Origin of the sequence: Streptomyces sp. NPDC091377 (genome assembly GCF_044757045.1) — a bacterium.
GTDB lineage: Bacteria > Actinomycetota > Actinomycetes > Streptomycetales > Streptomycetaceae > Streptomyces.
Map to the genome: position 1 here is coordinate 76,942 of NZ_JBIVUE010000001.1, position 25,916 is coordinate 102,857.

Sequence of the window (25,916 nt, forward strand, 5' to 3'; positions counted from 1 at the left end):
AAGGTGTTCACGGAACAACGTTGCGCGTTCGGGCGGTGGTTGGATCACCCATCGGACGGCCTCGGTCCGTACCACTCCCGCTCCGGCCCGCGAAGTGGTACGGAATGTTATATTCCGCCCCTTGTTGACGCTGGCGCCAAGGTCGCTCTAGGTTCGCGGAAGCTCATGGGGGAACGTCGGTGTCCCCCAGGGTGCGGCCGGGGGGTGACACGCGGTGCCGGACGAGGACCGTCTCCAGGACGACGGACTGCTCGGACTCATCGAACTGCTGGCGATGGAGGCACCACCGTCCGACCCCGGGGATCCCACCGGTACGTTCCCCTCCGACCCGGTCGGCCCCGCCCCGGCCGCCTCCGCCGGCGGGTCCGCCGCCACGGCCGCCTCCGCCGCCGCGTTCCGGGCCGGGATCCCCCTGCCCAGGCCGGGCGAGTTGCCCGAGGAACCCGCGCTGCGCGAGCGGGCCCGCGGTCTCGCCCGGGACGCCCAGGCCCTGTCCGTGCGCCGCAGACGCCGCGAGGCCGGGCTGGACTCCCTGCTGGAGACCGCCCGCGAACTGGCCCGCCGCCGCGAGACGGAGCCCTTCCTCCAGGCCGTGGCCCGCCGCGCCCGGCTCCTGCTCGGCTGCGACCTGGGCTGGGTCAGCCTCATCGACCCCGGCACCGGCCACGGCCGTACCGTCGTCACCGACGGCACCACCCGCACCGCGATCACCAGCTTCCGCATCCCGCCCACCGGCGGCCTCGGCAACACCGCCGCCGCCCGCTCCACCCCCTTCTGGACCCCGGACTACCTCACCGACGAACGCTTCCCCCACTTCCCGGCCGCCGACGACGCGGTCCGCGCCGAGGGACTGCGCGCCGTGCTGGTCGTCCCCCTGCGGTCCCACGACACCACCCTCGGCGCGCTCTACGTCGCCGCCCGCGCCGTACGGCAGTTCGTCGCCGACGAGGTCGCGCTGCTCTCGGCGTTCGGCGATCTCGCCACCGTCGCCGTGGAGCGGCTCCGGCTGCTGCACCGGGCCCGGCGGGGCGGCGCCCCCGAGACCGTCGCCCACCCCGTCGGCCCGCCCGACCGCGACCGGCTGCGCGCCCGGCTGATGGACCACGTGCTCCAGGGCTGCGGGCTGGACGACGTGGTCGCCGGCGCGGTGGGGGACGTGGGCGGACCGCTGATGGTGCGCGACGCCGTCGGCCGCGTCCTGACCCGCACGGACGGCTTCCCCGAGGTGGACGAGGCCCAGGTCGGCCAGGGCACCCTCGACGCCCACGCGGAACGCGCCCCCGTCCGCACCGCGGGCGGGGTGTGGCTGTGCCCCGCCTACGCGGGCAACGACATGCTCGGCACGCTGATCCACGCCCCCGCCGGGGAGCGGGAACCCCAGGCGGCGCTCCAGGCGCTGGCCCAGGCCGTGTCCGTGCTGCTGCGGATGCGGGCGGGTGCCACGGCGGCGGAGGGCCCGGGGCGCGACGAACTCCTCGCCGAACTCATCGCGGACACCCCGCGCTCCATGGACCGGCTCGCCCTGCGCGCCCGCCGGTTCGGGGTGGACCTGGAGGAGCCGCACGTGGTGCTGGTCCTGCGCGCGGAGAACGGACCGCAGGGCAGGGCGCTGGTCTGGTCCTCCTCCTACGCCCACCGACACGCCGGACTGAAGACCGCCGACGGGGACCTGATCGTCCTGGTGCTGCCCGGCACGGACGCCTCGCACGCCGCCCGCGCCGCCGCCACGGCCCTCGGCGAGGCCATCGGCCACCCCGTCACCGCCGGTGCGGCGGGCCCGGTCACCGACCCGCGCGCCGTCCACGGCTGCCACGCCGAGGCCCGCCGCTGCCTCGACGCCCTCACCGCCCTCGGCGGCACGGGCGCCGCCGCCTCCCCACGCGACCTCGGCTTCCTCGGCCTGCTGCTCGCCGACCACCCCGACACCTCCGCGTTCATCGCCGGGACGATAGGGGAGGTGCTGGAGTACGACGTACGCCACGACACCGAACTCGCCCCCACCCTGGAGGCGTACTTCGCGGCCGGGGGCTCCCCGCGCCGCGCCGCCGAGGGACTGCACGTCCACCCCAACACGGTCTCCCGCCGGCTGGAACGCATCAACGACCTCCTCGGCCCCGCCTGGCAGGAGCCGGTCCAGGCCCTGGAGGTCCAACTGGCCCTGCGCCTGCGCAGAACCCTGCACGCGCTGCGCGGCGAGGGCGGAACCCTGCTGGGCATGCAGGGCGCATGAGGACTGAGGGCCGGCGTCGGTCAGAGGGATGTGCCCGGCCACGGCGACGACGGTCGTACCCCGCCCTCGCCCGCCCCGCCCACCGGGGCCCCGCCCCGCGCCGCCGCCCGCGGCCGGTCGACGCGGTGGAGATGGTGGGTGGGGTCGTCGGCCGGGTTGTCCGGGGTGAGGGCGCCGACACCGACGCGGTGCAGCCCGGCCCGTTCCAGGGCCCGCCAGGAGGGCCGGTTGGCGGCCACGACGGGGACGACGACGCAGGGCGCCCCGGGGTGGTCGGCCCAGGTGCGCGCGATGAAGGAGCGGAGCATCGCCGGACCGAGGCCCTGGCCGGTCAGTTCGGGGTCGCCGATCAGATAGTCGAGGGTGAGGGCCCCCGCGGGCACGGGGACGAGGGCGGCCAACTGGTCGCGGTACTCGGGAAAGTCGTCCAGCCGCACCCGCTGCACCAGCCCGACGGGCCGTCCGTCGAGCAGCGCGAGGAAGTCCTCGGAGGGCTCCTCGCCGCGCGCGGCCGGCCCGAAGTCCCGTGCCACCGCCTCCGCCGAGGGGTCGTGATTCCACCACCGCCGCACATGCGGCCGTGCCAGCCAGGTCCCCAGCAGCGGAAAGTCCGCCTCCTCGCCCCGACGCCAGCTGATCACCGTCACACCGCCACCCCTTTTCCTCCCCTTCGTGCCCCCTCGGGAGGCTACGCGGCCGGGCTCCCCGGAAACCGTCGAACATGAGTCTGGTCGGGCGGGATTCCCCAGGGGTTCCCGTGGGCATGGGTGTCCTGGATCACACATGTGTGGTGAGTGTCGGACGGGACCGGGTCCGTACCCGAGGACGACGGCCTCGGAGCGGATGCGAGGATGAGGCGCCATGACCGCAGGGTGGTGTTCTCGCACGGTACGGGCCGCGTTGTTCGCGGCCGTCTGTGTGCTGCTCGCCGCCGTGGGTCACGTGCTGATGTCCGGCAGCGACCTGCCCGCCTGGGTGCTCGTCGTCGCGCTGGGCCTCACCGGCGGTCTCGGCTGGTGCCTGGCCGCGCGTGAGCGAGGGCTCGCGCTGGTCGTGTTCGTCGCCGTCGTCGCCCAGAGCCTGCTGCACACCGCGTTCTCCTTCGTGCAGTCGGGAGCGGGACCGGCCACCACCGGGCCCGGCGATCCCGGCCATACGGCCCATGGGGCGACGGGCGGCATGTCCGACGGTTCCGCGCTGGCGGACCAGGTCGGTCACATGGGGCACTCCATGACCGGTTCCGCCTCCCTCGGCATGTTCGCCGCGCACCTTCTCGCCGCCCTGCTCAGCGGGGTGTGGATGGCCTTCGGCGAACGCGCCGTCTTCCGGATGCTGCGGGCCGTCGCCGGCTGGCTCGCCGCGCCGCTGCGGCTGCTGTTCGGGCTGCCCGTCGCGCCCCGGCGGCCGTACGTCCCGCCGCGCCGTCCCGCCCGCGGCCGGACGCCGCGCTCGCTGCTCCTCGTCCACGCCATCACCTCTCGGGGTCCGCCCCCGGGGATCGCTGTCGCCTGACGACAGCCGGTAGACCCGGGCCGCGTCCGACGCGCCCCGGGCCGCGACCGTACGCCCGCCCCGTCGCGCGGCGTCGTACGGCCGGATTCCCGCTCACCGCACCGGACCGCACCGGACCGCCCGCGCCGACCCGCGCGCGCCGTCCGGCGTCCGGTCGATCCCGAGAAGGACACCAGGTGATCACCACTGAGTCACAGCGTGCCGATGACTCGATAACCGCTCTGGCGCTGGCCGCCCGTGGCGGGGACCCCGCCACCGTCGAGCGGTTCGTGCGCGCGCTCCACCGCGATGTGCTGCGGTACGTCGCCCATCTGTGCGCGGACCCCCAGGCCGTGGACGATCTCGCGCAGGACACCTTCCTGCGGGCCCTCGGCAGTCTGCACCGCTTCGAGGGCCGGTCCTCGGCACGCGCCTGGCTGCTGTCCATCGCCCGCCGGGCCGTCGTCGACAGCTACCGCTACGCCGCCGCCCGGCCCAGGCCCTCCGACACCGCGGACTGGCAACTGGCCGTCGAACTGGCCCAGCCGCGCGGGCTGCCGGGCTTCGACGACGGGGTCGTGCTGCTCGACCTGCTGGCGTCGCTGCCCGACGAGCGGCGCGAGGCGTTCGTCCTCACCCAGCTCCTGGGACTGCCCTACGCGGAGGCCGCCCAGCTCAGCGGCTGCCCCATCGGCACGGTCCGCTCCCGGGTGGCCCGAGCCCGAGCCACCCTGACCTCCCAACTGACCGCAGCGGAATCAGAACCCCTGACAGCAGCCTGACCCCGGTCCCCCTTCCGGGGGCACGGAGACCCGCGCACGACACGTTCCCCGCCCCCCTCTTGGGGCGCGGGGAACCGCGCACAGCACACATCCCCACCGCACTCTTCAACCCGGTCCCCGCCGTCTCCTGGGGGCGCGGGGAACCGCGCACAGCACACATCCCCACCCGCACCCCCCAACCCCCGGCTTTGCCATCTCTTTACAACCCACCCCACCCCCACCTCGTCTCTCCGCAAGACCCGTCACCCAGACCGCCGCCCCGCGCACCAGCACCACCCCCCGGTCCCCGACCGACCCGGCCGCGGCGGTCCGACGAAAGAGAGCGAACCCGATGCGCCGAACCGTCCTCAGTGCCGCGGCACTCGTCTGCACCGCCGTCCTGGCGATCAGCGCCCCCGCATGGGCCACCGCCCCCACCACCGGCGGCAGTTCCGACCCCACCCCCAGCGTCTCCGTCCCGCCGAGCGACGAGAAGACCCCCACCCCCAGCCCCACCAAGCCCAGCCCCACCGACGTCGGCGCCACCCCGACCGTCGAGCCGTCCGCCGAGCGCCCGACCCCCGCCCCGTCGACTCCGCCGCAGGACGGCCAGGTCAGCGTCGTGCCGAGCGGCGCTCCCGACACCGGTGTGCTGCCGACGGCGGGTTCGGGTCCGGCGGCATGACCTCACCGCTCTCCCGGCGCGCGTTCGCCGTGCTGGCGACGGCGGCCACGGCCACGCTCCTCGCCGGGTGCGGCGGGGGCAGCGGCACCGAAGGAGCCGAAGGCACCAACGGCACCGAAGGCACCAACGGCACCAAAACCGCCGCCCCCGAGACAACGCAGACGTCGGTCCCGGTCCGTCTCCTGATCCCCGCCATCAAGGTCGACACCCCGGTCGTCCGCGTCGGTCTCGACGCCGACGGCACCGTCCAGGAGCCGCCGGTCACCGAGCACGACCGGGCGGGCTGGTACGAGCACTCCCCGGCGCCGGGTCGGCTCGGACCGTCCGTGATCCTCGGCCATGTCACGGTCGGCGACTACGGCGACGGCGTCTTCCGGCGCCTCGAACGGCTCCGCAAGGGCGATCTGATCGAGGCCCGGCTGGGCGACGGCACCAAGGCCGAGTTCGCCGTCGCGTCCCTGCGGACGGTCCGCAAGGCGGACTTCCCGACGGAGGACGTCTACGGCGACGTGAAGCGGCCCGAACTGCGGCTCATCACCTGCGGAGGCCCCCGTACCGGCGACGACGAGTACCGGGACAACCTGATCGTCTTCGCCGAGCCGCGGCCGGGCGGCGACTGACCACAGGCCCGGACCGGGAACGCGAACCCCCGGTCCGGGCTCTTGCCCTACGACCCCCGCCCCACCCGGCCCGAGCCACCCCCCCCACGACCATGGAGAGCGTTGAAACGGTCCCGTGACAGCGCGGCTTCCGAGCTGTTCGCCGTCCTCTACCCGCGTCTGGCCGGCTGGTGCCGCCGCCTTGTCGACGACGACGAGACGGCGCACGAGATCGCGTCCGAGGCGTTCACCCGGCTCTGGGCCCGCTGGGCCAAGGTCGAGGAGCCGCGCGGTTTCCTGTACGTCACGGCGGCGAACATCGTCCGGGACCACTGGCGCAAGCTGGAGCGCGAGCGCCGCGCCGTGCGGCGGGCGACGAACGAGGCCGCCGTACGCCCGCCGCACACCGAACCGGCGGACCCCTCCGTACGCCTGCTGGTGCAGTCCCTGCCGGAACGGCTGCGGGTGCCGATCCTGCTGCACTACTACGCTGACATGCCGATCCGGGAGGTGTCCGCGCTGACCGGGCGCAAGGAAGGGACCGTCAAGGCCGACCTGCACGCGGCCCGCGAACTGCTCCGCGTCCACCTGAGGAGAAGCCTTGACCACACGCCCTGACGTGGACCCGGGGTCCGAGGAGGACCCGCACGACCCCTCGTACGCCCCTCACGACGAGTCGTACGACCTGTCCCTGTCCGACCGCGCGGACGACGACGATCCGCTCACCGTGATCCTCCGCCCCGCCGCCGACCGGCTCGCCGCGCCGCCCGGGCGCTACGAGGCGATCCGCCGGAAGGCGGCCCGGCGACGGGTGGTGCGGGCCGCGGTCGGCGCGGGGGCGACCTGCGCGGTGGCGGTGCTGATCGCGCTGCCGGTGTTCCGGCAGACGGCCCCGGAGGACCCCCGGGAACCGGCCGTCCCCATGGCGCCGGACGAGCCCGCGCCCGGTGTCTCCGAGCCGCCTCCCACCGAGGCCCCCACCCCCTCCCCCTCGGAGCCGGGCGGCTCCGGCGAGGCCCGGGTCGGGGTGACGCCGTCCTCGTCGCCGCCGCTGACGCGGGGCAGCGGCAGCCCGACGACGATCCCCACCCCCACGACGCACCCCCCGAGCCCCGAGCGTTCCCCGGGCGCGCGGGGGGAACCGGGCCCCGGCGACCAGCCGCCGAACGGCGCGTCGGTCGACCGGTCCGACGCCCCCTCGCCCGCCGTCGACTGACCACCGACCCGGTACCGCTCGTCCCGGCTCGGCCGGGACCGGGGCCCCGCCGGGACCGGGGCCCCGCCGGGACCGGGGCCCCGCCGGGACCGGGGCCCCGCCGGTCAGCCCGGATACGCGTGGGTCTGGGTCGCCTTCACCGACGCCCAGACGTCGGCCCCCGGCCGCAGGTCCAGCTCCGCCGCCGCGACCGTCGTCAGATCGGCCAGCAGCGACAACTCCCCGGTGAGCGCGGCCCGGAACTGGTCGCCGTGGGTCTCCATGCCCGCCACCTCGCAGTGCCAGAGGTTGCGCGCGCTGGCGCCCGCGGGCCGCTCGCGGTGCAGGGTGACGGCCGAGGGCGGGAAGACGACGTAGACCTCCCCGGTGAGGACCTCCGTCGTCGTGATCACGGGACCGCCGTCCGCCACCCGGACCCGGTGCCCGTCTGCCTCGCCCCGGTAGAGGTTGAGGCCGACGAGATGGGCGATGTAGTCGGTGCGGGGCCGGCGGGCGATGTCCGTGGGGGCGCCCCGCTGCACGATCCGCCCGTCCTCGACGACGATCAACTGGTCCGCGAGCACCATCGCGTCCAGCGGATCGTGGGTGACGAGTACGGCGACGGCCTCGAAGTCGGCCAGATGCCGCCGGAGCTGGGCGCGGACCTCCAGCCGGGTGCGGGCGTCCAGCGCGGCGAGCGGCTCGTCCAGGAGCAGCAGCCGCGGACGGGTGGCGAGCGCGCGGGCGAGGGCCACCCGCTGGGCCTGTCCGCCGGAGAGGCCGCGCGGCTTCTTCCCCGCGTGCGCGGCGAGCCCCATCCGCTCCAGCCAGCCCGCGGCCTGCTCCCGGGCCCGCGCCTTGGGCACCCCGTGGCAGCGCGGGCCGAACGCCACATTGTCCAGGGCGGTGAGGTGGGGGAAGAGGAGGTAGTCCTGGAAGACCACCCCGACCGGCCGGGACTCCGGCGGCGTACGGTGCAACTCCCGTCCGTCGAGCCGCAGATGACCGCCGGAGAGCGGGGCGAGACCGGCCAGCGCGCGCAGGGCGGTGGTCTTGCCCGCGCCGTTCGGGCCGAGCAGCGCGACCACGTCCCCCGGTGCCGCCGTCAGCTCGACGTCCAGCCGGAAGGTGCCGCGCTCCACCACGAGCCGGGCGTCGAGCCCCTGGCCCGTCACGAGGGTGCCATCCAGCGGTCGCGCAGCCCCGCCAGGACCGCGATGGACACCGCCAGCAGGACCAGACTGAGGGCGACGGCGGCCTCCGGGTCGTTCTGCAGGGCCAGATAGACGGCCAGGGGCATGGTCTGGGTACGGCCGGGGAAGTTCCCGGCGAAGGTGATGGTCGCACCGAACTCGCCGAGCGCCCGCGCCCACGCCAGGACGGCCCCGGCCGCGACACCGGGGGCGATCAGCGGCAGGGTGACCCGGCGGAACGCGGTGAAACGGGACGCGCCCAGGGTCATGGCCGCCTCCTCGTAGCGGTGGTCGGCCGCCCGCAGCGTGCCCTCCACGCTGATCACCAGGAAGGGCATCGCCACGAACGCCTCCGCGATGATCACCCCGGTGGTGGTGAACGGCAGCGTGATCCCGAACCAGGCGTCCAGCCAGCGCCCCACCACCCCGTTGCGGCCCAGCGCCATCAGCAGGGCCACACCGCCGACCACCGGCGGCAGCACCAGCGGCAGCGTCACCAGCGCGCGGACCAGCCCGCGCCCCGGGAAGTCGACCCGGGCCAGCAGCCAGGCCAGCGGCACCCCGAACACCAGGCACACCGCGGTCGCCGCCGTCGCGCAGATCAGGGAGAGCTGGAGCGCCTGCCACACCGCCGGACTGCTCAGCAGCTCGGGCATGCTCCGCCACGGCGCCCGGATCAGCAGCGCGATCAGCGGCACCACGAGGAACGCGAGGCCGATCAGGGCGGGGACCAGCAGCGCCGCCGGGACCCGCCCGCCGGGCCGCGCGGGCCTGCCGTCACCCCGGCGGGCCCCCTTCGGCCCACCCGGCAGGGTGTCCGCGGCGGCCTCGTCCGGGGTGGGCGCGGTCACGGCTTGAGGAACCCGGCGCCGGTCAGGACCCGCCGGCCCTCGGCGGAGCGCACCAGGTCGATGAACGCCTCGGCGGTGTCCGCGTTGGGGGCGTCCTTCAGCAGGGTGATCGGGTAGTCGTTGACGGCGTCGGCCGCCTCGGGGAACTCCACGCCCTCCACCTTGTCACCCGCGGCCTGCACATCGGTCTTGTAGACCACGGACGCGTCGGCCTCCTTCAGCACCACCTTGTTGAGCGCCGACTTCACGTCCTCCTCGTACGAGACGGGCGTCAGCTTCAGACCGGCCGCGTCCAGCGCCTTCTGCGCGGCGGCCCCGCACGGCACCGCCTCGTCGCACAGCACCACCTTCAGATCCCGGTCGGTGAGGTCCTTCAGCGAGGCGATCCGGTCCGGGTTGCCCGGCAGGGTGGCGATCTCCAGCTCGTTGCGCGCGAACGTCCGCGGGGTGCCCTCGGCGTCCCCGGCGTCGGTGACGATCTGCATCGTCTTGGGGCTGGCGGAGGCGAACACATCGGCGGGGGCGCCGCCGGTGATGCTCGCGGCGAGTGCGTCGCTGCCGCCGAAGCTGAAGGTCACCTCGGTGCCCGGGTGGTCCTTCTCGAACTGCTCGCCCAGCGTCGTGAAGCTCTCCTGGAGCGAGGCCGCCGCGAAGACGGTCACCTCCCCGGAGAGCTTCTGCGAGGCCGTGCCGGAGGCCCCGGCGGAGGCGTCCGGGTCCGACGAGGAGCCGTCGGAGCCGGAGTCGGAGCAGGCGCTCAGGGCCAGCAGGGCGGCGGCACCTGCGCCGGCCGCCTGCAACGTCCGCCGGGTCCGGCGCGCGGAACGGGTCATCACGGGTCCACTCCCTCTGGCGGCCCCTCGGGTGGGGACACCTCTAGTCGGTCTCTCGACCACGCGTCCGGTGGGCGTGATCGGCGAGAGCCGGCCCGGGGACGATCCGATGGCCCAGCTGGTCGATGATAATGCCGCATCTGCCAGGAGAAAGTCTCTTGTCATATCGCATGAGCCTGATGATCTCCTCGAACGGCTCGCATGTGCGTTTGTACGGGGGTGCCCTCCGGGTACCGTCAACCGGGAGGTGATAGCCCGTGGGTCAGTCCCTCGCGGCACCCGGCACCACCGCGGACGCGGAACTCGCGCTCACCGGCGATCTGGCCCGGCCCGCCCGGCTGACCGTCCCCGATCTGCTCGGCTGGCCCCAGCACCGGGCGCAGGTCGCCTTCGAGTGCGCCACCAGCGGTGTCCAGCGCCATGTCTTCACCGGCCCGCTGCTGCACGAGGTGCTCACCGCGGCCCGCCCCGCCTTCGACCCCGTCCGCCGCAAGGACCGGCTGCGCTTCCTGATCGCCGTGTCCGGCGCCGACGGCCATCACGCGCTGCTCACCTGGGCGGAGATCGACCCGGACTTCGGCCGTGCCCCCGTCCTGCTCGCCGTCACCCTGGACGGCACCCCGCTCGACCGGGTCGGCCCCCAGCTGGTCCTGCCGCAGGACCGCTGCGGTGCCCGCCACATCAGCTGCATCACGGCGATCCGGGTGGACGGCGGCTATCTTCGCTGAACCGTGATGCTGCGCCGGCTCGAATACCTCGTCGCCCTCGCCCGCGAGCGGCACTTCGCCCGCGCCGCGCCGACCACGCCAGCCGTGCCCCGGCCGACCGCCCCTGGCGGACCATGCCGCACCACGGGATGACCCCGCGCATCTCCGGTTCCCCCCTCTCCGCCCAGGCCCGCTGCGCGGCCGGCCTCACACGCGGTCGATGTGCACGTTCGTCGACTTGACCCGGGCGGTGGCCTCCATGCCCACCTCAAGGCCGAGTTCCTCCACGGCCTCCCGGGTCAGCAGCGACACCAGCCGGTGCGGACCGGCCTGGATCTCCACCTGCGCGGCGACATCACCGAGCTTCACGGCGGTGACGATGCCGGGGAACGCGTTGCGGACCGAGGTGTACGGGGTGTCCTCCTCGGCGCCGCCGCCCTGGGCCAGCTCCACGGAGAACGCGGCCAGGTCCTTGCCGTCGATGAGCCGTCTGCCGCCCTCGTCCCGGTGGGTGGCGACCCGCCCCGCGTCCGCCCAGCGGCGCGTGGTGTCCGGACTCACCCCGAGCAGCCGCGCGGCCTGACCGATCGTGTATGCCTGCATGCCCGCCAAGATAGGCCAGCGCGTGACACGGAACGCCCCCACCGGCCACGACGCGCACCGGCCACCACCGCGCGGTGGCCGTGACACGCGCCGGCTAGGCAGTGCGGCGGCTGCACACCGGCAGCGAACGCTCCACGTTCAGCCGTTGCAGCTCCCGCAACTGGGTGTCCAGTGCCTCCGGTTCCACGAGATGGCGCAGCACGGCCCGGTGGAAGGCGTCCCGCAGGGGGCGGGGCATCACGTCGGAGGCGTCCCAGCAGCGGGTCTGCCGCTGTGCGCCGAGCAGGACGGCGCCGATCTCCTCCCGGGTCCCGTCCAGGCCGCCGGTCGGTGCCGCCGCCTCGTTGGCCGGGTAGGCGGGCAGCGCGGTGCCGGGGTCGGCCAGGTAGCGGATCAGCTGCCGGGCCTCCTCGGTCGGGTTCAGCAGGGCGGCGAGGTCGCCGGCGACCTCCCAGGCCCCGGCGTCCGGCCCCGCGCCGGGGACGACCTCGGAGGAGTGGACGTAGTCCCCGCCCCGCGCCCGCCAGTGCTCGGCGCGGAAGGACCCCTGGTGCTCCAGGCGCCGGTCCGCGCAGTCCGTCGCGTATCCGGTGGTGAGCGCCCGCCCGGCGGGCTCCCCGCCCGCGCCGACCAGGTCGCCCCAGGTCGTCCAGGCCCTGCGCACGGCGGGATCCGTCCAGGCCAGCCGGCCGTTCGCCCACTCCTCGTACACCTGCGGCCCGGCCTGCTGGAGCAGGATGTCCTCCACCCAGTCGGTGCCGGGCCAGCCGGAGGTCGCGCCGGACTCCATGCCCAGACACCAGCGCTCCGCCCCGCCCGCCGACTCCACGGTGGGCGGGGCGCCGCCCGTGTACCAGACCATGCTCTTGAGACCGGCCTTGACCGGCAGCCAGTACGTATGGGGGTCCGCCCGGTCCGGGACCGTCATCCGGGGCGCCCAGATCTCGTCGTAGTGCCCGGTGTCGAACAGGCCGTCCAGCGGGTGGAGCCGGCCCTCGACGGCGTAGGCCAGCAGTTCGCCCGGCCCCGGCAGCACCGCCACGTCCGGCGCGCTCCCGGCCGCCACGTCGGCGGCCAGCACCTGACTCAGCGCCGAACTGCCCTGGTAGAGCACATCGATCCGGTACTTCTCCTCGAACGGCCCGATGACGTCCTCCTCGAACCGCTCGCGCTCCGCGCCGCTCCAGTTGGCGAGCAGCGTCACCGAGCCCTTCCAGGACTGCGCCCAGCGCACCCCGGCGACCACCCCGGCGCCGAGCAGCACCAGACACACGCACAAGATGCCCAGCGTGCGCGGGCGGATCCGGCTCATCGGGGCCCCCTCGGCCGGTACTCGGCGATCCGCGGCCACAGCCCCCACACCGTCAGTGCCATCACCGCGGCCCCTCCCAGCAGTATCCAGTCGGACAGCGACGCCCAGAAACCGGCGTCCGCCAGGGCGCTGTGCACCCGCTCGGCGGCCAGCGCGATCTCGTCCGGGTCCTTCGCCCGTACCCGGATCTCGGCGACGGCCCCGGCCATCGCCCGCTGCGCGTCCCGGGTGATCCAGCCCAGCACCGGTACACCGAGCCCGCACACCACGGTGGCGGCCAGCAGCCGCACCTGAACGGGCCGCCGGAAGTGCCGCCGCAGGAACCGCTGGGTGCCCAGCAGCGCCAGGAGCAGGGCGACGTACAGCGCCGTGACCGCGCTCCAGCCCACCCACAACTGCCAGGGGAAGGTGGCCTGCCGCTCGGCCTCGGCGAGCTGTTTGCCGCGCAGGGCGTCGAGGCGGCTCATGATGGCGCCCTCGTCGCCGGCCGCGGGCCCGGCACCGGACGCGGGCCGGACGCCGAGCACCTGTTCCGCGTAGGACAGGTAGGCGGCGCCGAGCGCTTCCTGGTCCTCCTCGCCCCACCGTTCCACCCAGCCCGAGTAGACGGCGATCAGCCCGGTGACGGTCTGGAGGTCGTGACGGCCCTCCGTGCCGATGACGTTCTCGGAGGCGGCCAGCGCGAGACTCTGGTGGGCGACCGAGATCTGGGTGTGGAACTCGCCGCTCAGATCGCCCTCCGGCCCGCTCACCACCGCGTGCGCGGCACGGAGCGCGTTCTGCGCGGTGTCGACGGCGAGGATCCCCGGGGTGCTGGACTCCGCCAGCGGCACGGTGTCGTCGTGCACACCCCGGTAGGCGAGGAACAGCGTGAGCGTGGCCGCCGCCCCGAGCGCCAGCAGCAACCGGAGTCTGCGGGTCAGCTCCCGCGCGGTGCCGCTCATGACGGCCCCCTGAAGTCATGGCGGCAGGTGGGACAGAACCGCGCGGTGGCCGGCGCCTGACGGGAGCAGCCCGGACAGGTCACGGTCGCGCCGCCGGCCCCCGCGCCCCGGCCCCTGCCGGTGCTCAGGTCGGACGCGGGGCCGTAGGTGCTGTGGCTGCTCTCGGTGATCAGATGCTCGAAGTCGACTGCCCTCACCCCCGGACGCAGCCTCACCCGCCCCATCTCCGCGTCCTCGATCTCCACCAGTGCGGTCAGCCGGGCGAGTTGCCGGTCGGAGTCCATGGCGTGGGCGAGCCGCACGGCCCGGCCCAGACTCCGCTCCGTCAGCCCGGCGTCGCCGCCGTGGAAGGCTTCGCGCGCGTCGACGATGGCCTCGGCGAGCCGGAACTCCAGGTCGAAGTGGTCGACCTGGGCGTCGGTACGGGCGGACAGCGCGGGGTCGTCCGTCCAGTGCACCACGCAGGGCCTCGGCGGGGGCAGCCGTACGTCGGTGCCACCGGGTACGCCGACGGCGACGACGGCGAGCTGGAGGTCCTCGTGGTGCGGGCGGCCGGTCGGGTCGGCGGAGAGACAGAGCTGGTAGCGGCGGAACTCGTCGCCCCAGGCACGGGTGACGAACCGCCGGGGGCCGGTGCTGTCGCCGCCCTCGGGGGTCAGTTCGGCCTCGCCGGGATACACCTGCTTGAGGTAGCGCACCGCGGCCCCGGTCATCGGGGTCACGGAGATCTCCAGTTCGGGCACCGTCTTCGCGAGGAGCCGGCCCATCAGCTTCTCGTACTCCGCCGCGAGCGCGGCCTCGTCACGGACCGACGAGGCGCTGCCGTGCAGCCGGCGGGCGATACCCAGCAGTTCCTGGCCGTCCCAGCCGTCGCCGATGCCCCAGGCGTCGCAGATCAGCCGGCCCGCGCACAGCTCCAGCACCTCCGCCAGCGGCATCCGTTCGTCGTGCTGGTTCTTGCCGTCGGTGAGCAGCAGCACATGCCCGATGGGCGCGTCCTGCTCCGCCAGCAGCCGACGGGACAGCTCCAGCCAGGCCCCGATGCAGGTGCCGCCGCCCGCGACCAGCCGGTGCACGGCCCGTACCGCCGCCGCCCGGGTCTCCTCGTCGGCGCGGGCCATTCCCAGGGTGCCGGGGTAGACCACGGCCGCGTCCTCGTTGCCCCGGACCACCGCGAACGGGGTGCCGTCGGGCAGCATCCGGATCGCTGCTACGGCCGCCTGCCGGGCGGCGTGCAGCTTCTCCGGCGGCCAGGCCATCGAGCCGGAGCAGTCCACGGCCAGCACCTGGGCGAGCAGCGGGCCCCGGCCCGTGCCCTCGGTGCCGTCCACGCCGACGGTGAGGATGGCGTGCATCTGCGGGTCGTCCGCCTCGCCGGACAGAAACGGCCACTGGCTGACCTCCAGCCCGACGGTGACCTGCCCGGGCACCTCACCCGCCCCGGGCGTTCCGGTGTCCACCATGTTCCGCGCCCCTCACCCTCGTCGCCGTCCTGCGTAGTGGCCGTAGTGGCCGTCCTGGCCGTCGTGCTCGCTGTCGCTTCCCCATGCCGTACGCGGAGGTCCGGGTCATCCGGTTCGTCCGGGTCATCCGGTTCTCCGGGGCATCCGGGGCATCCGGGTCATCCGGGTTCCGGTTCGTCCGAGCCGCCGGGGCCGTGCGAGGCGTCCGGACAGCAGGTCCCGGAACCTCGGGGGCTCGGGGAGCACCGCGTACGCCCGGTCCAGCAGAGCGCCGCGCTCGCCGAGGTCGCCCGCCTGCTCCGCGAGCCGCTTGAGGGACCCGGACAGCAGGACGGCCAGGGCCTGCGGGCTGTCCTCGGACCCGAACACCTCCCCGACGGGGAAGCCGGGCCCCCAGCCGGTGGGCGGACGGCAGCCGAGCGCGTGCTCGCGCACATCGGTGACCAGCCGTTCCCAGGACCCGCTGCCCTCCAGATGCAGGGCGGCCAGGCGCTCGGCCGCCGCGCCCAACTCGGCCGCGCCCGGCCCGGATCCGCCCGGCAGCCGTCCGACCAGCAGCCGGACGGCCGCGACGCGGGCGGCGTCGTAGTGCCGCGAGACCGTCGGCACCTCGTCCAGCACGGCGACGGCTTCGTCCCGCTCGCCCTTTCGCAGATGGATACGGGCCAGCCCGAAGGCGGCGCTGCCCTGGGTGGGGTCCCGCCGCCGGACCGCCTCGTAGTACTCGGCGGCGGGCCGGGCGACACCCAGCGCCGCGGCCTCCCCACCCTGGGCACGCCGGACCGGCCCCGGGCCCGTCGGCTCCCGTTCCGATGTGCCCTGGTCTTCGGACCCCGGGTCTTCGGACTCCTGGTCTTCGGACTCCTGGTTCCCGGACTCGGGGTCTTCGGACCCCTGGTCCTCCAAGGCCCGTTCCCTCTCCTCCCGTTCCTTCGCCTCCCGGTACTCCGCGCAGTACCCGAGGGCCAGCTTCGGCGCGGACTCGCCCGGCAGCGTGTCGTAGGCGGCCATGAACTCGGCCTCCGCCTCGGCGACTTTGCCGCGCGTCAGATGGACCAGGCCCTGGTGCCAGAAGATCCGCCAGTCGTAGTCGCCGCTCCACCCCTTCGCCGTCCGCGCCCAGACCTGCGCCTGATCCGCGTCCCCGGCGTCCAGATAGGCGCGGCACAGCCACAGCGCCGCCTCCACCGTGCGCAGCCGTGGATCCTGCCGCGCCCGCTCCGCGACCCGCTGCGGAGTGTCGGTGGTGAGCCCGTCGAGCAGTACGGTGGCGTCGTCGGCGGTGTCGGGGATCGGGGTGGGCAGGGCCAGCGCCGCCTCCCGGGGGTCCGGGGGACCGACGGGCAGCTCCGGTGCCTCGGTCCCGGTGCGGCCGGTCCAGTGCCGCAACTCCGGTACGGTGCCGAGTCCGGCGCCGAAGACCGACGCGGTCGGCTCGAACCGGGTGGACCGCTCCGGGTACGGCTCGTGTCCGGCGAGGGCCCGGTGCTCGCGCAGTACCTCCCACAACTGGCGGGACATCTCCGCCGCCGAGCCGAACCGGGCGGGCGGTTCCGGGTGGGTGGCCCGCCGGATCAGCGCGTCGAACGAGCGGGCGGCGAGCCCCACGGGCGCCGTGGCGTGGGCGGCGAGCCGGCCCAGGGTCCGGCCGACGGTGAACAGATCGCCGTCGATGTGGAAGCCGCGCTCGGCCAGCTCCTGACTGCTGGGCGGGTAGCCGTCGGTCAGGGTCATACCGGAGGTCCGGTCACCGATCGGGCGGATCCCGCCGAGGTCGATGAGCTTGATCCGGCGCCCGTAGTGGATGACGTTCTCGGGCTTCATGTCGCAGTACAGCAGCCCCTGGTCGTGGAGGTACTCCAGGGCGCCGAGGATCATGCAGCCGTAGGTGATGACATGCCCGAATTCGAAGGGGCCGCCGAGCAACCGGGTCCGGTCCTCTTCCCGGTCCCGGCCGGTCCGCAGCGAGGAGAGCGGGTGGCCGCCGACGTACTCCATCACGATGTAGCCGGTGGGCTCCGGGTCGCCGGGCACCTGGTGCTGCACGTAGGTGATGATGCGGACGATGTCCGGGTGGTGGAGCGTGGTGAGGGAGCGGCGCTCCTCGACGGCCGCCCGCCGGGCCGCGGCGTCACCGCTGTTGATCAGCCCTTTGAGGACGACGTGCAGCTCCGGCACCCGGGTGTCCTCGGCCAGGTAGATCCAGCCGTGGCCGCCCACCGCGAGATAGTCGAGCACCTTGTAGTGGCCGCCGACCACGTCGCCGGGCCGCAGTTGCGGCCGGAACGAGTACTCCGTACCGCACTCGGGGCAGAACCCGTGGTCGGGAGCGGGTCCGCCGTCGTACGAGAGCCCGATGATCCCCGGGCAGTTGTCCTTACCGCAGGGCCGGCCGTTCGTGGGCAGACGGGCGGCGGGGCGGACGGCGTCCGCGAGGTCGGGGGAGGGGAGGGAGGGCAGGACGAGGAGACCGTCGCGGTCGAGTTCGTCGGCGAGCGGGGCAGTGGGGGTGCTCGGGGTGCTCGGATCGGCGGGCGGGGAGGGGGTGATCGGGACCGTGGGGCTGGTGGGGGTGGTCGGGACGGCCGGGACGGTCGGGGTGCTTCGGCGGGCCGGGCGGCGTACGGCCCCGGGCGGCGCGGGGGCGGACGGGGTGGCGGGGGCGAGGGGCGCGGCGGGCGGCACGGGGGCGGCGGGCCGTCGGCCGCAGGTGTCGCAGAAGCCGGTCCCCATGATGAGGCCCTGGCAGCCGGGTCTGACACAGGCGGGGGCCGTGGTGGTCATGACGGCGCACCTCCGGGACGAGGGGACCGCTGCCCGTCGGAACCGCTGGGTCTGTCGGGACGGTTGGGTCTGTCCGGACGGTTGGGTCTGTCCGGACGGTTGAGTCTGTCGGGACCCGGGCGTCCGTCGGGACCCGGGGACCCTTCCGGTCTGTCGGACCCATCGGACCCATCGGACCCATCGGACCCTTCGGACCCGTTGGACCCTTCGGGCCCGTCGACCTCGTGCGTGTAGGCGTTCACCGCCGCCTCGGCCGCCCGCACATCGCAGGGTCTGATCTGGAGCAGGGCGTGCGCCCGGAGATAGAGGGCGTCCACGGCCGGGTCCTCCTCGCCTTGGACGGAGCGCTGGTGCAGGACGTGGTAGCCGTCGAGGCGTCCGCCCAGTTCGATCCGCCGTGACTGGAGCCGTCCGAGGCGGTCGATGTGCCGGGCCAGCCGGGCGGCGACCCGTTCGGCCAGCCGCTCGAAACGGGCCAACTCCCGGCCCGGATAAGATCTTTGGCCCGGATCCGACCCTTGGCCCGGACCCGACCCTTGGCCTGGATGCGATCCTTGGCCCGGATCGCCTCGGGAGCGGGTGAGCGAGGCGAGGGCGGCGTGGGCGGCCACCAGGTCCGAAGCCAGGGGCCGGCCGCCGTCGGCCCGCACCTCGGCCCGTAACGCGGACAGCGCCCCGGCGAGCGGACCGGTGATCTCCCTCAGCCGCTCCACCAGCCGTGCGTGGCGCTCCCGTAGGGGCCGGGTCACCAACTCGTCGCGGGCGCGGCGGTACAGGGCGTCCTCGGAGCGGAAGACGAGGAGCAACCGGCTGCCCCCGGCCCGCAGCACCTCCAGCAGATCGAGGAGGGCGGGCGGGTCCACGGCCGTGTCGACACCCACGACGACCAGGCTGAGGGTGGCTCCGGCGGCCCGGATGCGGTCGGTCGCGGAGTCCGCGGGGTGCGGCCACAGCCCCATGCGCTCGGCGATCCGCTCGGCGATCTCCGCGCAGCTGAGCCCGTCGGCGTCCACCGCCAGATCGTGGCCGCCGGCCGAGGGGACCGTACCCGGTGAGCCGAGCGAGGCGCGATGGACCGACGCGGGGGTGCGCAACTCCCGGTCGGCGAGGGTGATGGCGCGGCGCAGTGTGGCGGTCCGGGCCCCGTCATCGGGCCGTACGACGCTGATCTTCACCTGCTGTCCGTCGTCCCGCAGCCAGGCGGCGAGGCTCTGGGCGAACGGTTCGTCGAGCAGGGCCTGGGAGGAGGTGTCGTCGTCGGTCGACCGGAGCCGGGCGTCGACGGCGCTGCGGCCCACCGTGAACGGGTGGACCTGACGCAGATGCCGGACGATGGTGTCGGCCGGGGCCATGAAGGAGAACCGATTGCCGTGGCTGTCCTGCTGCCCGGTCAGCACCATGCCGAAGACCTCACCGGTCAGACTGTCCGCGACGCCCGCGCCGCTGCATCCGGGGCTGGCCAGCTCACCGGGGCTGGTCGGGATGAGCTGCACCTGTCCGTCCCGTCCGACGCCGCCGATGACACCGGCCCGGAACCAGATGCCGCCGTTGTGGCTCCTGGGGAAGCCGTACATCCGCACCTCGCGGTGGGAGGCGGACAGCCGGTGCAGCCGTACCGCGTCCCCGGCGGGCCGGTGCCGCTCCAGCCGCAGCAGTGCCACGTCCCCACTGGGATCGCCGTCGGCGTCCTTGGTCTCGGGCACATAGGCGTCCCCGTCGACCCAGGCTGCGGTGGACGGCACACGATGGCAGGCGGCGCCGACGAACTCGGCGGTGATCCGCCCCCGGGCCGCGTCCACCACATGGGCGCAGGTGAGCACCCGGTCGGGGCTCAGCAGAATACCGGCCCCCACGATGTCCCCGTCCGCTCCCCGGATCCGTACCGCCCAACCGGGCGTCTCCATGAACGAGGCGGCCTTGACTCCCCCGCCAGCAGCCATATCGCAACTATACGGGCGCCTACTCTGGTGGCCTACGCATCAACCAGTCTTCGAGGGAGTCGAGTTGACGAACGAACGTGGGTTCGTGGGACTTGCCGAGGTGATCCGTGAGATCCGCAGTGAGCTGGACCAGGCCCGCGCGGAGGCGCGGGGCCAGGAGGTCGGCTTCACGGTGGAGAACGTGAACCTCACCTTCACCGTCCAGGTCCACCGTTCGGGTAGCGGGCGCGGTGGGGTCAGCATCGGCGTGGTGACGGCCGAGGTCGGCGGTACGGTCGACCGCCAGACGACCCATCAGGTGCAGGTCGACCTGAAGCCGGAGCTGACCACCACCGGCGAGCGGGTGCAGGTCAGCCGGACGGGGCGGGCCCGGGGCGCGGGCGACTGAGTCCCCGGGACGGGGGCTGAGGGGGCTCACCAGGGGGGCTCAGGGGGCGCAGGCCGCGGCGATCGACAGGCTGTTCTCGTAGAGGTGGTGGCGGGTGATCCGCCCGTCCTCGACAGTGAGGCGCAGCGCGAACGGCCCCGCGAAGGACCTTCCGGTCGCGCGGACGGTCCCCGACAGATGCCCCGTCAGGACGGCGTCGGTGCCGTCGACGAGGAAGGCGTCGATGGAGGCCCGCGCGTCCTCGGGCACGGTGTGCTCCGTCAGCTCGGTGAACTGGGCGGCGCATTCGGCGGCGGTGGACCGCGGCCGGATCCACGGCACGGTGGGGTTCTCGGCGAGCAGCCAGTCGACGTCGTCGGCGAAGAGCGCGGTGAGCCGCTCGGTGTCCCCGGCCAGCCGCGCGGCGAGGAACTCCCGCACCACGGCCCGGGTGGCGTCGGCGACGGCGCCCGCGGTGGCGTTCTCGCTGGTCATGGCACTCTCCTCGTGACTGCGGCCGTCCCCTGCGGGGCTCGTTCTCCTCGATGCGCCCATCCTGCCGGGACGCCGGAGACCGGGTCGATTACCGCGGAGGTAAGGAGTCGATCACCGCGAAGGAGGAGTCGATCGCCGCGGAGGTGAGGAGCGGGGGAGGGCGGGCCGGGACCGGCTACTCCAGAGGGCGGCACCCGGCAGCGCCCCGCGGCACCCGGTCGTACGGTGACGGAATGGACGGACGTCGTCGTGCCGGACCGGGTTCCCGTCCCGGCTACCTCGCCGCAGCGGCGGTCTTCGCGGTGGGCATGGCGGGCACCACCCTGCCCACCCCGCTGTACGGCCTGTACCGCGAGGAGATCGGGTTCTCCGAGCTGACGGTGACGGTGGTCTTCGCCGTGTACGCGCTCGGAGTGATCACCACCCTGCTGCTGGCCGGGGACCTGTCGGACCGGATGGGGCGGCGGCCGGTGCTGCTGACGGCGCTGGTCCTCGCGGCCGGCAGCGATCTGTGCTTCCTGCTGGAGGACGGGCTGCCCCTGCTGTTCACCGGCCGGGTGCTCTCCGGGTTCTCGGCCGGGCTGCTGAGCGGTACGGCGACAGCGGCGGTGCTGGAACTGGCCCCGGAGGGCCGGGAGGGCCGTGCCGGGTTCGCCGCGACCGCCGCCAACAGGGGCGGCCTGGGGTGCGGCCCCCTGCTGGCGGGGCTGCTCGCCACGTACGCCCCGGCCCCGCTGCACACCCCGTTCCTCGTCCATCTGGCGCTGCTGGTCCCGGCGGTCACCGTCGTGCTCGCGCTGCCGGAGACCGTGCCGGGCCCGCACCGCCCGCCGGGCCGACCGCAGGGCATCGTGGTGCCGTCGGAGGTGCGGGGGGTGTTCGTGCCCTGCGCGGCGGCGGCCTTCGGCGGCTTCGCGCTGCTGGGCCTGTTCACGGCGGTGACGCCGGCCTTCCTCTCCGAGACGCTCGGGGTGACCGACCTGGCCGCCGCCGGGGCCGTCGTCTTCTCCGTCTTCCTGGCCTCCACGTTCGGCCAGTGGCTGACGTCCCGCACCGGCACGGACCGGGCCCTGCCCGCCGGCTGCTTCGTCCTGGTCCTGGGCCTGCTCCTCATCGGCTCCTCCCTCGGAGCCGCCTCGCTGCCCCTGCTGCTGGCCGGCACCCTGATCGGCGGCACGGGCCAGGGGCTCGCCTTCCGGGCCGCGCTGACCACCGTGGCCGCCGCCGCGCCCGCGGCCCGGCGAGGCGCGACGATCTCGGCGTTCTTCGTCGTCGCCTATACGGGGATCTCGCTCCCGGTGGTGGGCGTCGGGGCCCTCTCCCTCGCCCTGGGCCTGCGCGCGGCGGGCCTGGTCTTCACCGGCGCCCTGACTCTGCTGGCCCTCACGGTGGGCCTGACCCTGCTGCGCCGCGCGCTCGGGCCGCGGGCCTGAACCCCGCGAGCCTCAGGGACGGGCTCGGAGACGGGACTCAGGGACGGGACTCAGAGACGGGACCTGGCCTGCTCCTCGGTGAGCGTGGTCCGGAGATTGGACTCGTGGAGGTCGCCGAAGACCTCGATGCGCAGGGACTGGTCGATCCCGCCGACGGACACGGGGTCGAAACCGCTCGTGCGGATCAGCGCCGCGACGGCGTCCCCGGCGGCCTCGTCGTCGGTGGCGTAGAACTCCACGGCCCGGGGCGTGCGGTGGGCGGCCTCGGCGAGGGTGTTCGCGGTCAGGGTCCCGAACGCCTTGACCAGACGGGCTCCCTCGGGCAGCAGACCGGCGAGGACGGCGCCGGAGGACTGGTCCTCGGGCAGGGTCTTGGTGATCGCGCCCTGGCCGTCGATGGCGATGGGGTTGGAGGGGTCGACCAGGATCTTCCCCGCCACCTGCCCGTCCCACTGCTCGAACAGGTCCTTGATGACGTCGAACCAGACCGCGAGGACGATCACCTCTGCTTCCGCGAGGGCCTCCTCGGGGCTGACGGCCCGCGCCCCGGCACCGATCCGGTCGGCCACCTGCCGGGCGTCGTCCGTCTTCCGGCTCGCGAGCAGCAGCGGTTCGCCGCCGCGTGCCAGATTGGCCGCCAGCCGCGACCCGATGTCGCCCATACCGATGATCGCTGTGGTCACGAGGTTTCACTCCCACCAGCCAGAGAGGCAAGGCACCGGCCGAACGGCGCCGGAACACCCCCCGCCCCCCCATTGCAGCAGCCCGCCGCCACCCCCGCATCCCGGGCCGGACGGGCCCTGCGGCGCCGGGCCGGCTACTCGGCGCGCTGGAAGCGGAAGGGCTCCCCGCCCTGGGCGTCCGTGGGAGTGGCCTCCAGGCTGTCCCCGTCGACCACGACCTCCAGACTCACCGGCACGCTGACGGTGAGGCAGGCGGAATCGAACGCGATCCGGTAGGCGGCATCCGATCCTTCCTCCTTCTTCCTGGCCGTGACCTTCGCGTCCCCGCACAGCCTGGTCGGCGAGGTGCCGAGGACGGCTCTGCTGTTCTTGTCGACGCGGATCATCGACCCCTCCGCGAAGTCGGCGAACCCCGGCGGCTGCGGCCCGGCCGCGATCCACTCCCCGGTGATCGGCTCCGCGTCCTCGGAACACCCGACGAGAAGCAGCGCCGCGGTGAGAGTGGCGGCGGTCACGGCGAGCGTTCGACGCATACGGGTCTCCCGGTGACGGACGGCAGGCTGGGCCGCATTCAAGCAGACCCGCGCGGTGGAGGGGCGGGTTCCCTGTGACTGGTGACTGGTGACTGGTGACTGGTCCGTTGGCCGTTGGCCGGTTCGGCCGAGCGGTCGTCGCGGTCGTGGCTGCCGTCGCTGTCGTGGCTGTGGTCGCTGTCGTGGCTGTGGTGGCTGCCGTCGCTGTCGTCGCTGTCGTCGCGGGCGAACCGGCGACGGGCCCGGCCCTACCACCGTTCGCGGTCCAGCGCGGTGACGCCCTCCGCGGCGAGGACCGCCTCCCATCGCTCGGTCAGCGGCCCCGCCCAGGCGCGGTCGACTCCGTGCGCGTACCGCAGCATGCCGTCGACGTGGCGGACGAAGCCGCCGAGCGAGCTGTAGCGGGCGTGCGCGACGTGCGCGGTGAGCCCGAAGGTGGCGGCACCCCGGACATGGGCCTCCAGCCGCTGCCGCGCCGGTACGGGGATCCGTAGCCGGTCACCGTCCACGAGCAGCCCCAGGACCACCTTCCGGGCGCCGGGCGGGACGACGCGGGTCTTCTTGCGGTGCACCCTGAAGTGCGAGCGGTGCACCGCCTTGGTGATGTCCGCGACGCAGCGGGTCACGGTGGCGCGGTCCAGGTGGCGCAGGGTCGAGAACGTCATGTCGTCCGCGTAGCGGGTGTAGGCCAGGTCGTACCGGTCGGCCACCTCCCACAGCCGCTCGTCCAGGGGGCGGGCGACCAGGTTCGCGAGGGCGCCGCTGGTCGGGGCCCCCTGCGGCAGGAAGCCGGGGGCCCGCCCGGGATAGGAGTCGATGACGGGGTACTTGTACCTGCCGCCGCCCCTGGTCTCCCCGTCGGGGAGCCGGGTGCAGATCCGCGCGATCTCGAAGGAGATCAGCGGGTTGTAGCCCAGGCTCCGCAGGACGCGGTACACCGCCGGCTCGCCGATCCCGTGGAAGAAGTCGTGGAGGTCGAACTTCAGCAGCCAGGTGGCGCCCAGATGCCGTCTCGCGCACTGCACGGCCGAGCGGCCCGGCTGATAGGCGTAGCTGGCGCGATGGGGGTGGACGTGGTCGAAGACATGGGCGAGCAGCCACCGCTGGATGTCCATGAGCACGGGACTCGGCGCGGAGATGGTCCGTACCGCGCCCGGCGCGCGTTTCGGCCGTGAGAACACGGTGTAGGGGTCGAGTTGCCGCTGCACGATCCTGCGCAGGTACAGGTACTCCGCGCCGGTCAGATGGGCCAGGTGCCGCAGGGTCAGGATCGGGGTGACGGAGTGGTCCTCGGCCCGCCGGATCTGGGTGAGTGCCTCGTCCAGGACCTGTGGGTCGATCCGCTGGGCCAAACCCTGTCTGCGGTAGGCGTGCGGGGAGTCGATGACGGCCTACCTTTGGTGTATCCCGCGAGGGCCTTGGGACGTGCCGCCAGGCCCACGTCGGACACGGCGCGTTCCAAGTCTCCTGCGATCGCCAGTTTGCTCACAGCCGCCGCTCATGGCGACGGCCTGACCCGCACACAGGCGGGTCGTCGCCTCGACGAGAACCTCGCCGATCGCTCTAGGCGTCACCGACTCCCCTTCAACCGGCGAGGATAGTAAGGCTCGGTGCTGCCCTGCAATCCTCCGGTGACCCGCCGCGGTCTCGCCTTCGCTCTGCGCAGCTCCTGCCAACCGGCGTCCGTGAGGCGCGTCCGCGCGTCCACCAGCCCCAGCCGCCACGCCAGTACGGTGATCTCTCCGGCGGCCGGGACGGACAGGCCCAGGAGCGCCGCCAGTTGCGCCGGGTGGCGTCGTCGTCCGGCGACATGGGCGAGGACGTCGATGAGGCGGTTCAGCTCGGGCCGCTGCATCGACCGCAGCCGGCTCGCCGCGGCCAGGCGGGGCTGCCGTACCGCCAGCAGCCGGCGTTGCCGGTCGAAGTCCGGCCGGTAGTCCGCCAGTGACCGCATCAGCTCCGGCGGCGCCGTGCGATGCCGGAAGAACGGCACCCATGTGCCGTAGGGGGAACGTCCTTTGGTCTGGCGCACGATCATCGGGAGGTTGTTGGGGACGGTGTGCTCGAACACCGCGAGCCCTTCGCTGCCACCCCACCCGTGGGCGCCCGCGGTCGAAGGCGCGTACCCGGTGCACACCGACCTGATGTGGTCGCGCTCGTGCGGTTCCCAGTCGGCGGACGCGAAGTCCATACCGCAGTGGAGGACATGCACACCGTCGTACCAGGGGCTCGCCTCAAGGCGTCGGACGGCGGTGGTCGAGGCGGCGAACAGCACCAGATGCAGCCGGACCAGCCCGAGCGAACGCCAGCTGCGGACGGTGGGGTTGCGCAGCCAGGTCCCCGCGTACCGCAGCACCTCGTCGCCCGATCCGGCGTGGTCGGACACGAACACCAGCCGCCGGACACGACGGTTCTTCAACGCCTCCAAGGACGACGTCCGACGGGACAGCACGGCAGTGTCGAACATCCGCTCGGTCCCGCGCACGATGTTCTGCACGATCAGCTCACTGCCCCCGGTGCCGGGGACCGCCGGCTCCAGGCCGTCCACGAACATCGTGCCGCCCGCGTCGACGGAACGGACGCTGAACAGCGCCGCCGGCCCCTCCGCCGGAGCGGCACGGGTGAGCACCCGGTGCAGATGCTCCGTCAGCCCCTGCCGGAAGGTGCTGGACGAGAAGAAGTGCAGACTGTCCAGCAACCGCTGTGCGGCCGGGGCGTCCCCGGGCCTGAAGTTGCCGAGCCAGGCCGCCCCTTGCCCTGTCTCACTCGGCCGAACCCTCACCCCACGGCACCCCCCGAGCAGAGCCTCTCATC

The 25,916-nt window shown here is 74.0% G+C and carries 25 protein-coding genes; 10 read left to right on the forward strand and 15 right to left on the reverse strand.

Annotated features, from left to right (window positions below; genetic code table 11):
- Window positions 1-214: 214 nt before the first annotated feature.
- Window positions 215-2,230: a helix-turn-helix domain-containing protein gene (locus tag ACIQNG_RS00360; protein ID WP_401438527.1), complete on the forward strand. Its 2,016-nt coding sequence runs from the start codon at window positions 215-217 to the stop codon at window positions 2,228-2,230.
- A gap of 20 nt (window positions 2,231-2,250) precedes the next feature.
- Here ACIQNG_RS00360 and ACIQNG_RS00365 read toward each other — a convergent pair whose 3' ends face one another.
- Window positions 2,251-2,877, reverse strand: a complete 627-nt coding sequence (locus ACIQNG_RS00365; protein ID WP_401481890.1) for a GNAT family N-acetyltransferase — start codon at window positions 2,875-2,877, stop codon at window positions 2,251-2,253.
- Window positions 2,878-3,091: 214 nt separating this feature from the next.
- Here ACIQNG_RS00365 and ACIQNG_RS00370 point away from each other — a divergent pair, with 214 nt between their 5' ends.
- From ACIQNG_RS00370 to ACIQNG_RS00395, 6 genes are all read left to right on the forward strand, one after another.
- Window positions 3,092-3,742 carry a hypothetical protein gene (locus ACIQNG_RS00370; protein WP_401481892.1) on the forward strand — a complete coding sequence of 217 codons (651 nt, stop codon included), beginning with the start codon at window positions 3,092-3,094 and terminating at the stop codon, window positions 3,740-3,742.
- A 176-nt stretch (window positions 3,743-3,918) separates the two neighbouring features.
- Complete coding sequence (locus tag ACIQNG_RS00375) at window positions 3,919-4,503, forward strand: sigma-70 family RNA polymerase sigma factor (RefSeq protein WP_401438518.1); 585 nt, start codon at window positions 3,919-3,921, stop codon at window positions 4,501-4,503.
- Between the two features lie 331 nt (window positions 4,504-4,834).
- Window positions 4,835-5,167: a sortase-dependent protein gene (locus ACIQNG_RS00380; protein WP_401438515.1), complete on the forward strand. Its 333-nt coding sequence runs from the start codon at window positions 4,835-4,837 to the stop codon at window positions 5,165-5,167.
- Window positions 5,164-5,787 carry a class F sortase gene (locus ACIQNG_RS00385; RefSeq protein ID WP_401481894.1) on the forward strand — a complete coding sequence of 208 codons (624 nt, stop codon included), beginning with the start codon at window positions 5,164-5,166 and terminating at the stop codon, window positions 5,785-5,787. The genes ACIQNG_RS00380 and ACIQNG_RS00385 overlap by 4 nt, the downstream gene beginning before the upstream one ends.
- 102 nt (window positions 5,788-5,889) lie before the next feature.
- Window positions 5,890-6,384, forward strand: a complete 495-nt coding sequence (locus tag ACIQNG_RS00390; protein WP_401438510.1) for an RNA polymerase sigma factor — start codon at window positions 5,890-5,892, stop codon at window positions 6,382-6,384.
- Entirely contained in the window at window positions 6,368-6,982 is a 615-nt protein-coding gene (locus ACIQNG_RS00395; protein ID WP_401481897.1) for a hypothetical protein, read from the forward strand. The genes ACIQNG_RS00390 and ACIQNG_RS00395 overlap by 17 nt, the downstream gene beginning before the upstream one ends.
- A gap of 104 nt (window positions 6,983-7,086) precedes the next feature.
- Here the strand turns inward: ACIQNG_RS00395 and ACIQNG_RS00400 are convergent, their stop codons facing one another.
- The 3 genes from ACIQNG_RS00400 to modA are packed head-to-tail and all read right to left on the reverse strand — an operon-like array spanning window position 7,087 to window position 9,838.
- A complete protein-coding gene (locus tag ACIQNG_RS00400) occupies window positions 7,087-8,151 on the reverse strand; it encodes an ABC transporter ATP-binding protein (protein WP_401438714.1) in 1,065 nt (354 codons plus the stop codon).
- Window positions 8,133-9,005, reverse strand: a complete 873-nt coding sequence (gene modB, locus ACIQNG_RS00405) for a molybdate ABC transporter permease subunit (protein WP_401481899.1) — start codon at window positions 9,003-9,005, stop codon at window positions 8,133-8,135. The genes ACIQNG_RS00400 and modB overlap by 19 nt, the downstream gene beginning before the upstream one ends.
- Window positions 9,002-9,838: a molybdate ABC transporter substrate-binding protein gene (gene modA, locus ACIQNG_RS00410; RefSeq protein WP_401438501.1), complete on the reverse strand. Its 837-nt coding sequence runs from the start codon at window positions 9,836-9,838 to the stop codon at window positions 9,002-9,004. Before modA ends, modB begins: the two co-directional genes overlap by 4 nt.
- A 257-nt stretch (window positions 9,839-10,095) precedes the next feature.
- On the opposite strand from modA, the gene ACIQNG_RS00415 reads away from it, so the two are divergent.
- Entirely contained in the window at window positions 10,096-10,566 is a 471-nt protein-coding gene (locus tag ACIQNG_RS00415; RefSeq protein WP_401481901.1) for a molybdopterin-dependent oxidoreductase, read from the forward strand.
- 186 nt (window positions 10,567-10,752) lie between these two features.
- Here the strand turns inward: ACIQNG_RS00415 and ACIQNG_RS00420 are convergent, their stop codons facing one another.
- The 6 genes from ACIQNG_RS00420 to ACIQNG_RS00445 all read right to left on the reverse strand — a co-directional run bounded on the left by ACIQNG_RS00420 (window position 10,753) and on the right by ACIQNG_RS00445 (window position 19,591).
- On the reverse strand, window positions 10,753-11,148 hold the full coding sequence (locus ACIQNG_RS00420) for a molybdopterin-binding protein (RefSeq protein WP_401438496.1): 396 nt from the start codon (window positions 11,146-11,148) through the stop codon (window positions 10,753-10,755).
- A gap of 94 nt (window positions 11,149-11,242) precedes the next feature.
- Complete coding sequence (locus ACIQNG_RS00425) at window positions 11,243-12,460, reverse strand: ABC transporter substrate-binding protein (protein WP_401481903.1); 1,218 nt, start codon at window positions 12,458-12,460, stop codon at window positions 11,243-11,245.
- Entirely contained in the window at window positions 12,457-13,404 is a 948-nt protein-coding gene (locus ACIQNG_RS00430; protein ID WP_401481905.1) for a hypothetical protein, read from the reverse strand. Before ACIQNG_RS00430 ends, ACIQNG_RS00425 begins: the two co-directional genes overlap by 4 nt.
- Entirely contained in the window at window positions 13,401-14,867 is a 1,467-nt protein-coding gene (locus ACIQNG_RS00435) for a VWA domain-containing protein (protein ID WP_401481907.1), read from the reverse strand. The genes ACIQNG_RS00430 and ACIQNG_RS00435 overlap by 4 nt, the downstream gene beginning before the upstream one ends.
- 123 nt (window positions 14,868-14,990) lie before the next feature.
- The gene (locus ACIQNG_RS00440; RefSeq protein WP_401481909.1) at window positions 14,991-17,651 is read right to left on the reverse strand and encodes a tetratricopeptide repeat protein; all 2,661 of its coding nucleotides are present in this window, start codon (window positions 17,649-17,651) and stop codon (window positions 14,991-14,993) included.
- The gene (locus ACIQNG_RS00445; protein WP_401481911.1) at window positions 17,648-19,591 is read right to left on the reverse strand and encodes a trypsin-like peptidase domain-containing protein; all 1,944 of its coding nucleotides are present in this window, start codon (window positions 19,589-19,591) and stop codon (window positions 17,648-17,650) included. Before ACIQNG_RS00445 ends, ACIQNG_RS00440 begins: the two co-directional genes overlap by 4 nt.
- Window positions 19,592-19,655: 64 nt before the next feature.
- Between ACIQNG_RS00445 and ACIQNG_RS00450 the strand changes: the two genes are divergently transcribed.
- Complete coding sequence (locus tag ACIQNG_RS00450; RefSeq protein ID WP_401481913.1) at window positions 19,656-19,979, forward strand: trypco2 family protein; 324 nt, start codon at window positions 19,656-19,658, stop codon at window positions 19,977-19,979.
- A gap of 39 nt (window positions 19,980-20,018) precedes the next feature.
- Here ACIQNG_RS00450 and ACIQNG_RS00455 read toward each other — a convergent pair whose 3' ends face one another.
- Complete coding sequence (locus ACIQNG_RS00455) at window positions 20,019-20,453, reverse strand: nuclear transport factor 2 family protein (protein WP_401481915.1); 435 nt, start codon at window positions 20,451-20,453, stop codon at window positions 20,019-20,021.
- A gap of 233 nt (window positions 20,454-20,686) precedes the next feature.
- Here ACIQNG_RS00455 and ACIQNG_RS00460 point away from each other — a divergent pair, with 233 nt between their 5' ends.
- Window positions 20,687-21,886: an MFS transporter gene (locus tag ACIQNG_RS00460; RefSeq protein WP_401481917.1), complete on the forward strand. Its 1,200-nt coding sequence runs from the start codon at window positions 20,687-20,689 to the stop codon at window positions 21,884-21,886.
- 50 nt (window positions 21,887-21,936) lie between these two features.
- On the opposite strand, the gene ACIQNG_RS00465 is transcribed toward ACIQNG_RS00460, so the two are convergent.
- The 4 genes from ACIQNG_RS00465 to ACIQNG_RS00480 form a co-directional block, all read right to left on the reverse strand.
- A complete protein-coding gene (locus ACIQNG_RS00465; protein ID WP_401481919.1) occupies window positions 21,937-22,569 on the reverse strand; it encodes an NADPH-dependent F420 reductase in 633 nt (210 codons plus the stop codon).
- Window positions 22,570-22,703: 134 nt separating this feature from the next.
- On the reverse strand, window positions 22,704-23,102 hold the full coding sequence (locus tag ACIQNG_RS00470) for a hypothetical protein (protein ID WP_401481921.1): 399 nt from the start codon (window positions 23,100-23,102) through the stop codon (window positions 22,704-22,706).
- 248 nt (window positions 23,103-23,350) lie between these two features.
- Complete coding sequence (locus ACIQNG_RS00475; protein ID WP_401481923.1) at window positions 23,351-24,454, reverse strand: reverse transcriptase family protein; 1,104 nt, start codon at window positions 24,452-24,454, stop codon at window positions 23,351-23,353.
- A gap of 218 nt (window positions 24,455-24,672) precedes the next feature.
- Window positions 24,673-25,884, reverse strand: a complete 1,212-nt coding sequence (locus ACIQNG_RS00480) for a hypothetical protein (RefSeq protein WP_401481925.1) — start codon at window positions 25,882-25,884, stop codon at window positions 24,673-24,675.
- Window positions 25,885-25,916: the final 32 nt, after the last annotated feature.

Coding starts and splice junctions, on each gene's coding strand:
- ACIQNG_RS00370 (WP_401481892.1), top strand. CDS start 3,092: ATGACCGCAGGGTGGTGTTCTCGCACGGTACGGGCCGCGTTGTTCGCG.
- ACIQNG_RS00380 (WP_401438515.1), top strand. CDS start 4,835: ATGCGCCGAACCGTCCTCAGTGCCGCGGCACTCGTCTGCACCGCCGTC.
- ACIQNG_RS00385 (WP_401481894.1), top strand. CDS start 5,164: ATGACCTCACCGCTCTCCCGGCGCGCGTTCGCCGTGCTGGCGACGGCG.
- modA (WP_401438501.1), bottom strand. CDS start 9,838: ATGACCCGTTCCGCGCGCCGGACCCGGCGGACGTTGCAGGCGGCCGGC.
- ACIQNG_RS00420 (WP_401438496.1), bottom strand. CDS start 11,148: ATGCAGGCATACACGATCGGTCAGGCCGCGCGGCTGCTCGGGGTGAGT.
- ACIQNG_RS00425 (WP_401481903.1), bottom strand. CDS start 12,460: ATGAGCCGGATCCGCCCGCGCACGCTGGGCATCTTGTGCGTGTGTCTG.
- ACIQNG_RS00430 (WP_401481905.1), bottom strand. CDS start 13,404: ATGAGCGGCACCGCGCGGGAGCTGACCCGCAGACTCCGGTTGCTGCTG.
- ACIQNG_RS00435 (WP_401481907.1), bottom strand. CDS start 14,867: ATGGTGGACACCGGAACGCCCGGGGCGGGTGAGGTGCCCGGGCAGGTC.
- ACIQNG_RS00440 (WP_401481909.1), bottom strand. CDS start 17,651: ATGACCACCACGGCCCCCGCCTGTGTCAGACCCGGCTGCCAGGGCCTC.
- ACIQNG_RS00445 (WP_401481911.1), bottom strand. CDS start 19,591: ATGGCTGCTGGCGGGGGAGTCAAGGCCGCCTCGTTCATGGAGACGCCC.
- ACIQNG_RS00455 (WP_401481915.1), bottom strand. CDS start 20,453: ATGACCAGCGAGAACGCCACCGCGGGCGCCGTCGCCGACGCCACCCGG.
- ACIQNG_RS00460 (WP_401481917.1), top strand. CDS start 20,687: ATGGACGGACGTCGTCGTGCCGGACCGGGTTCCCGTCCCGGCTACCTC.
- ACIQNG_RS00470 (WP_401481921.1), bottom strand. CDS start 23,102: ATGCGTCGAACGCTCGCCGTGACCGCCGCCACTCTCACCGCGGCGCTG.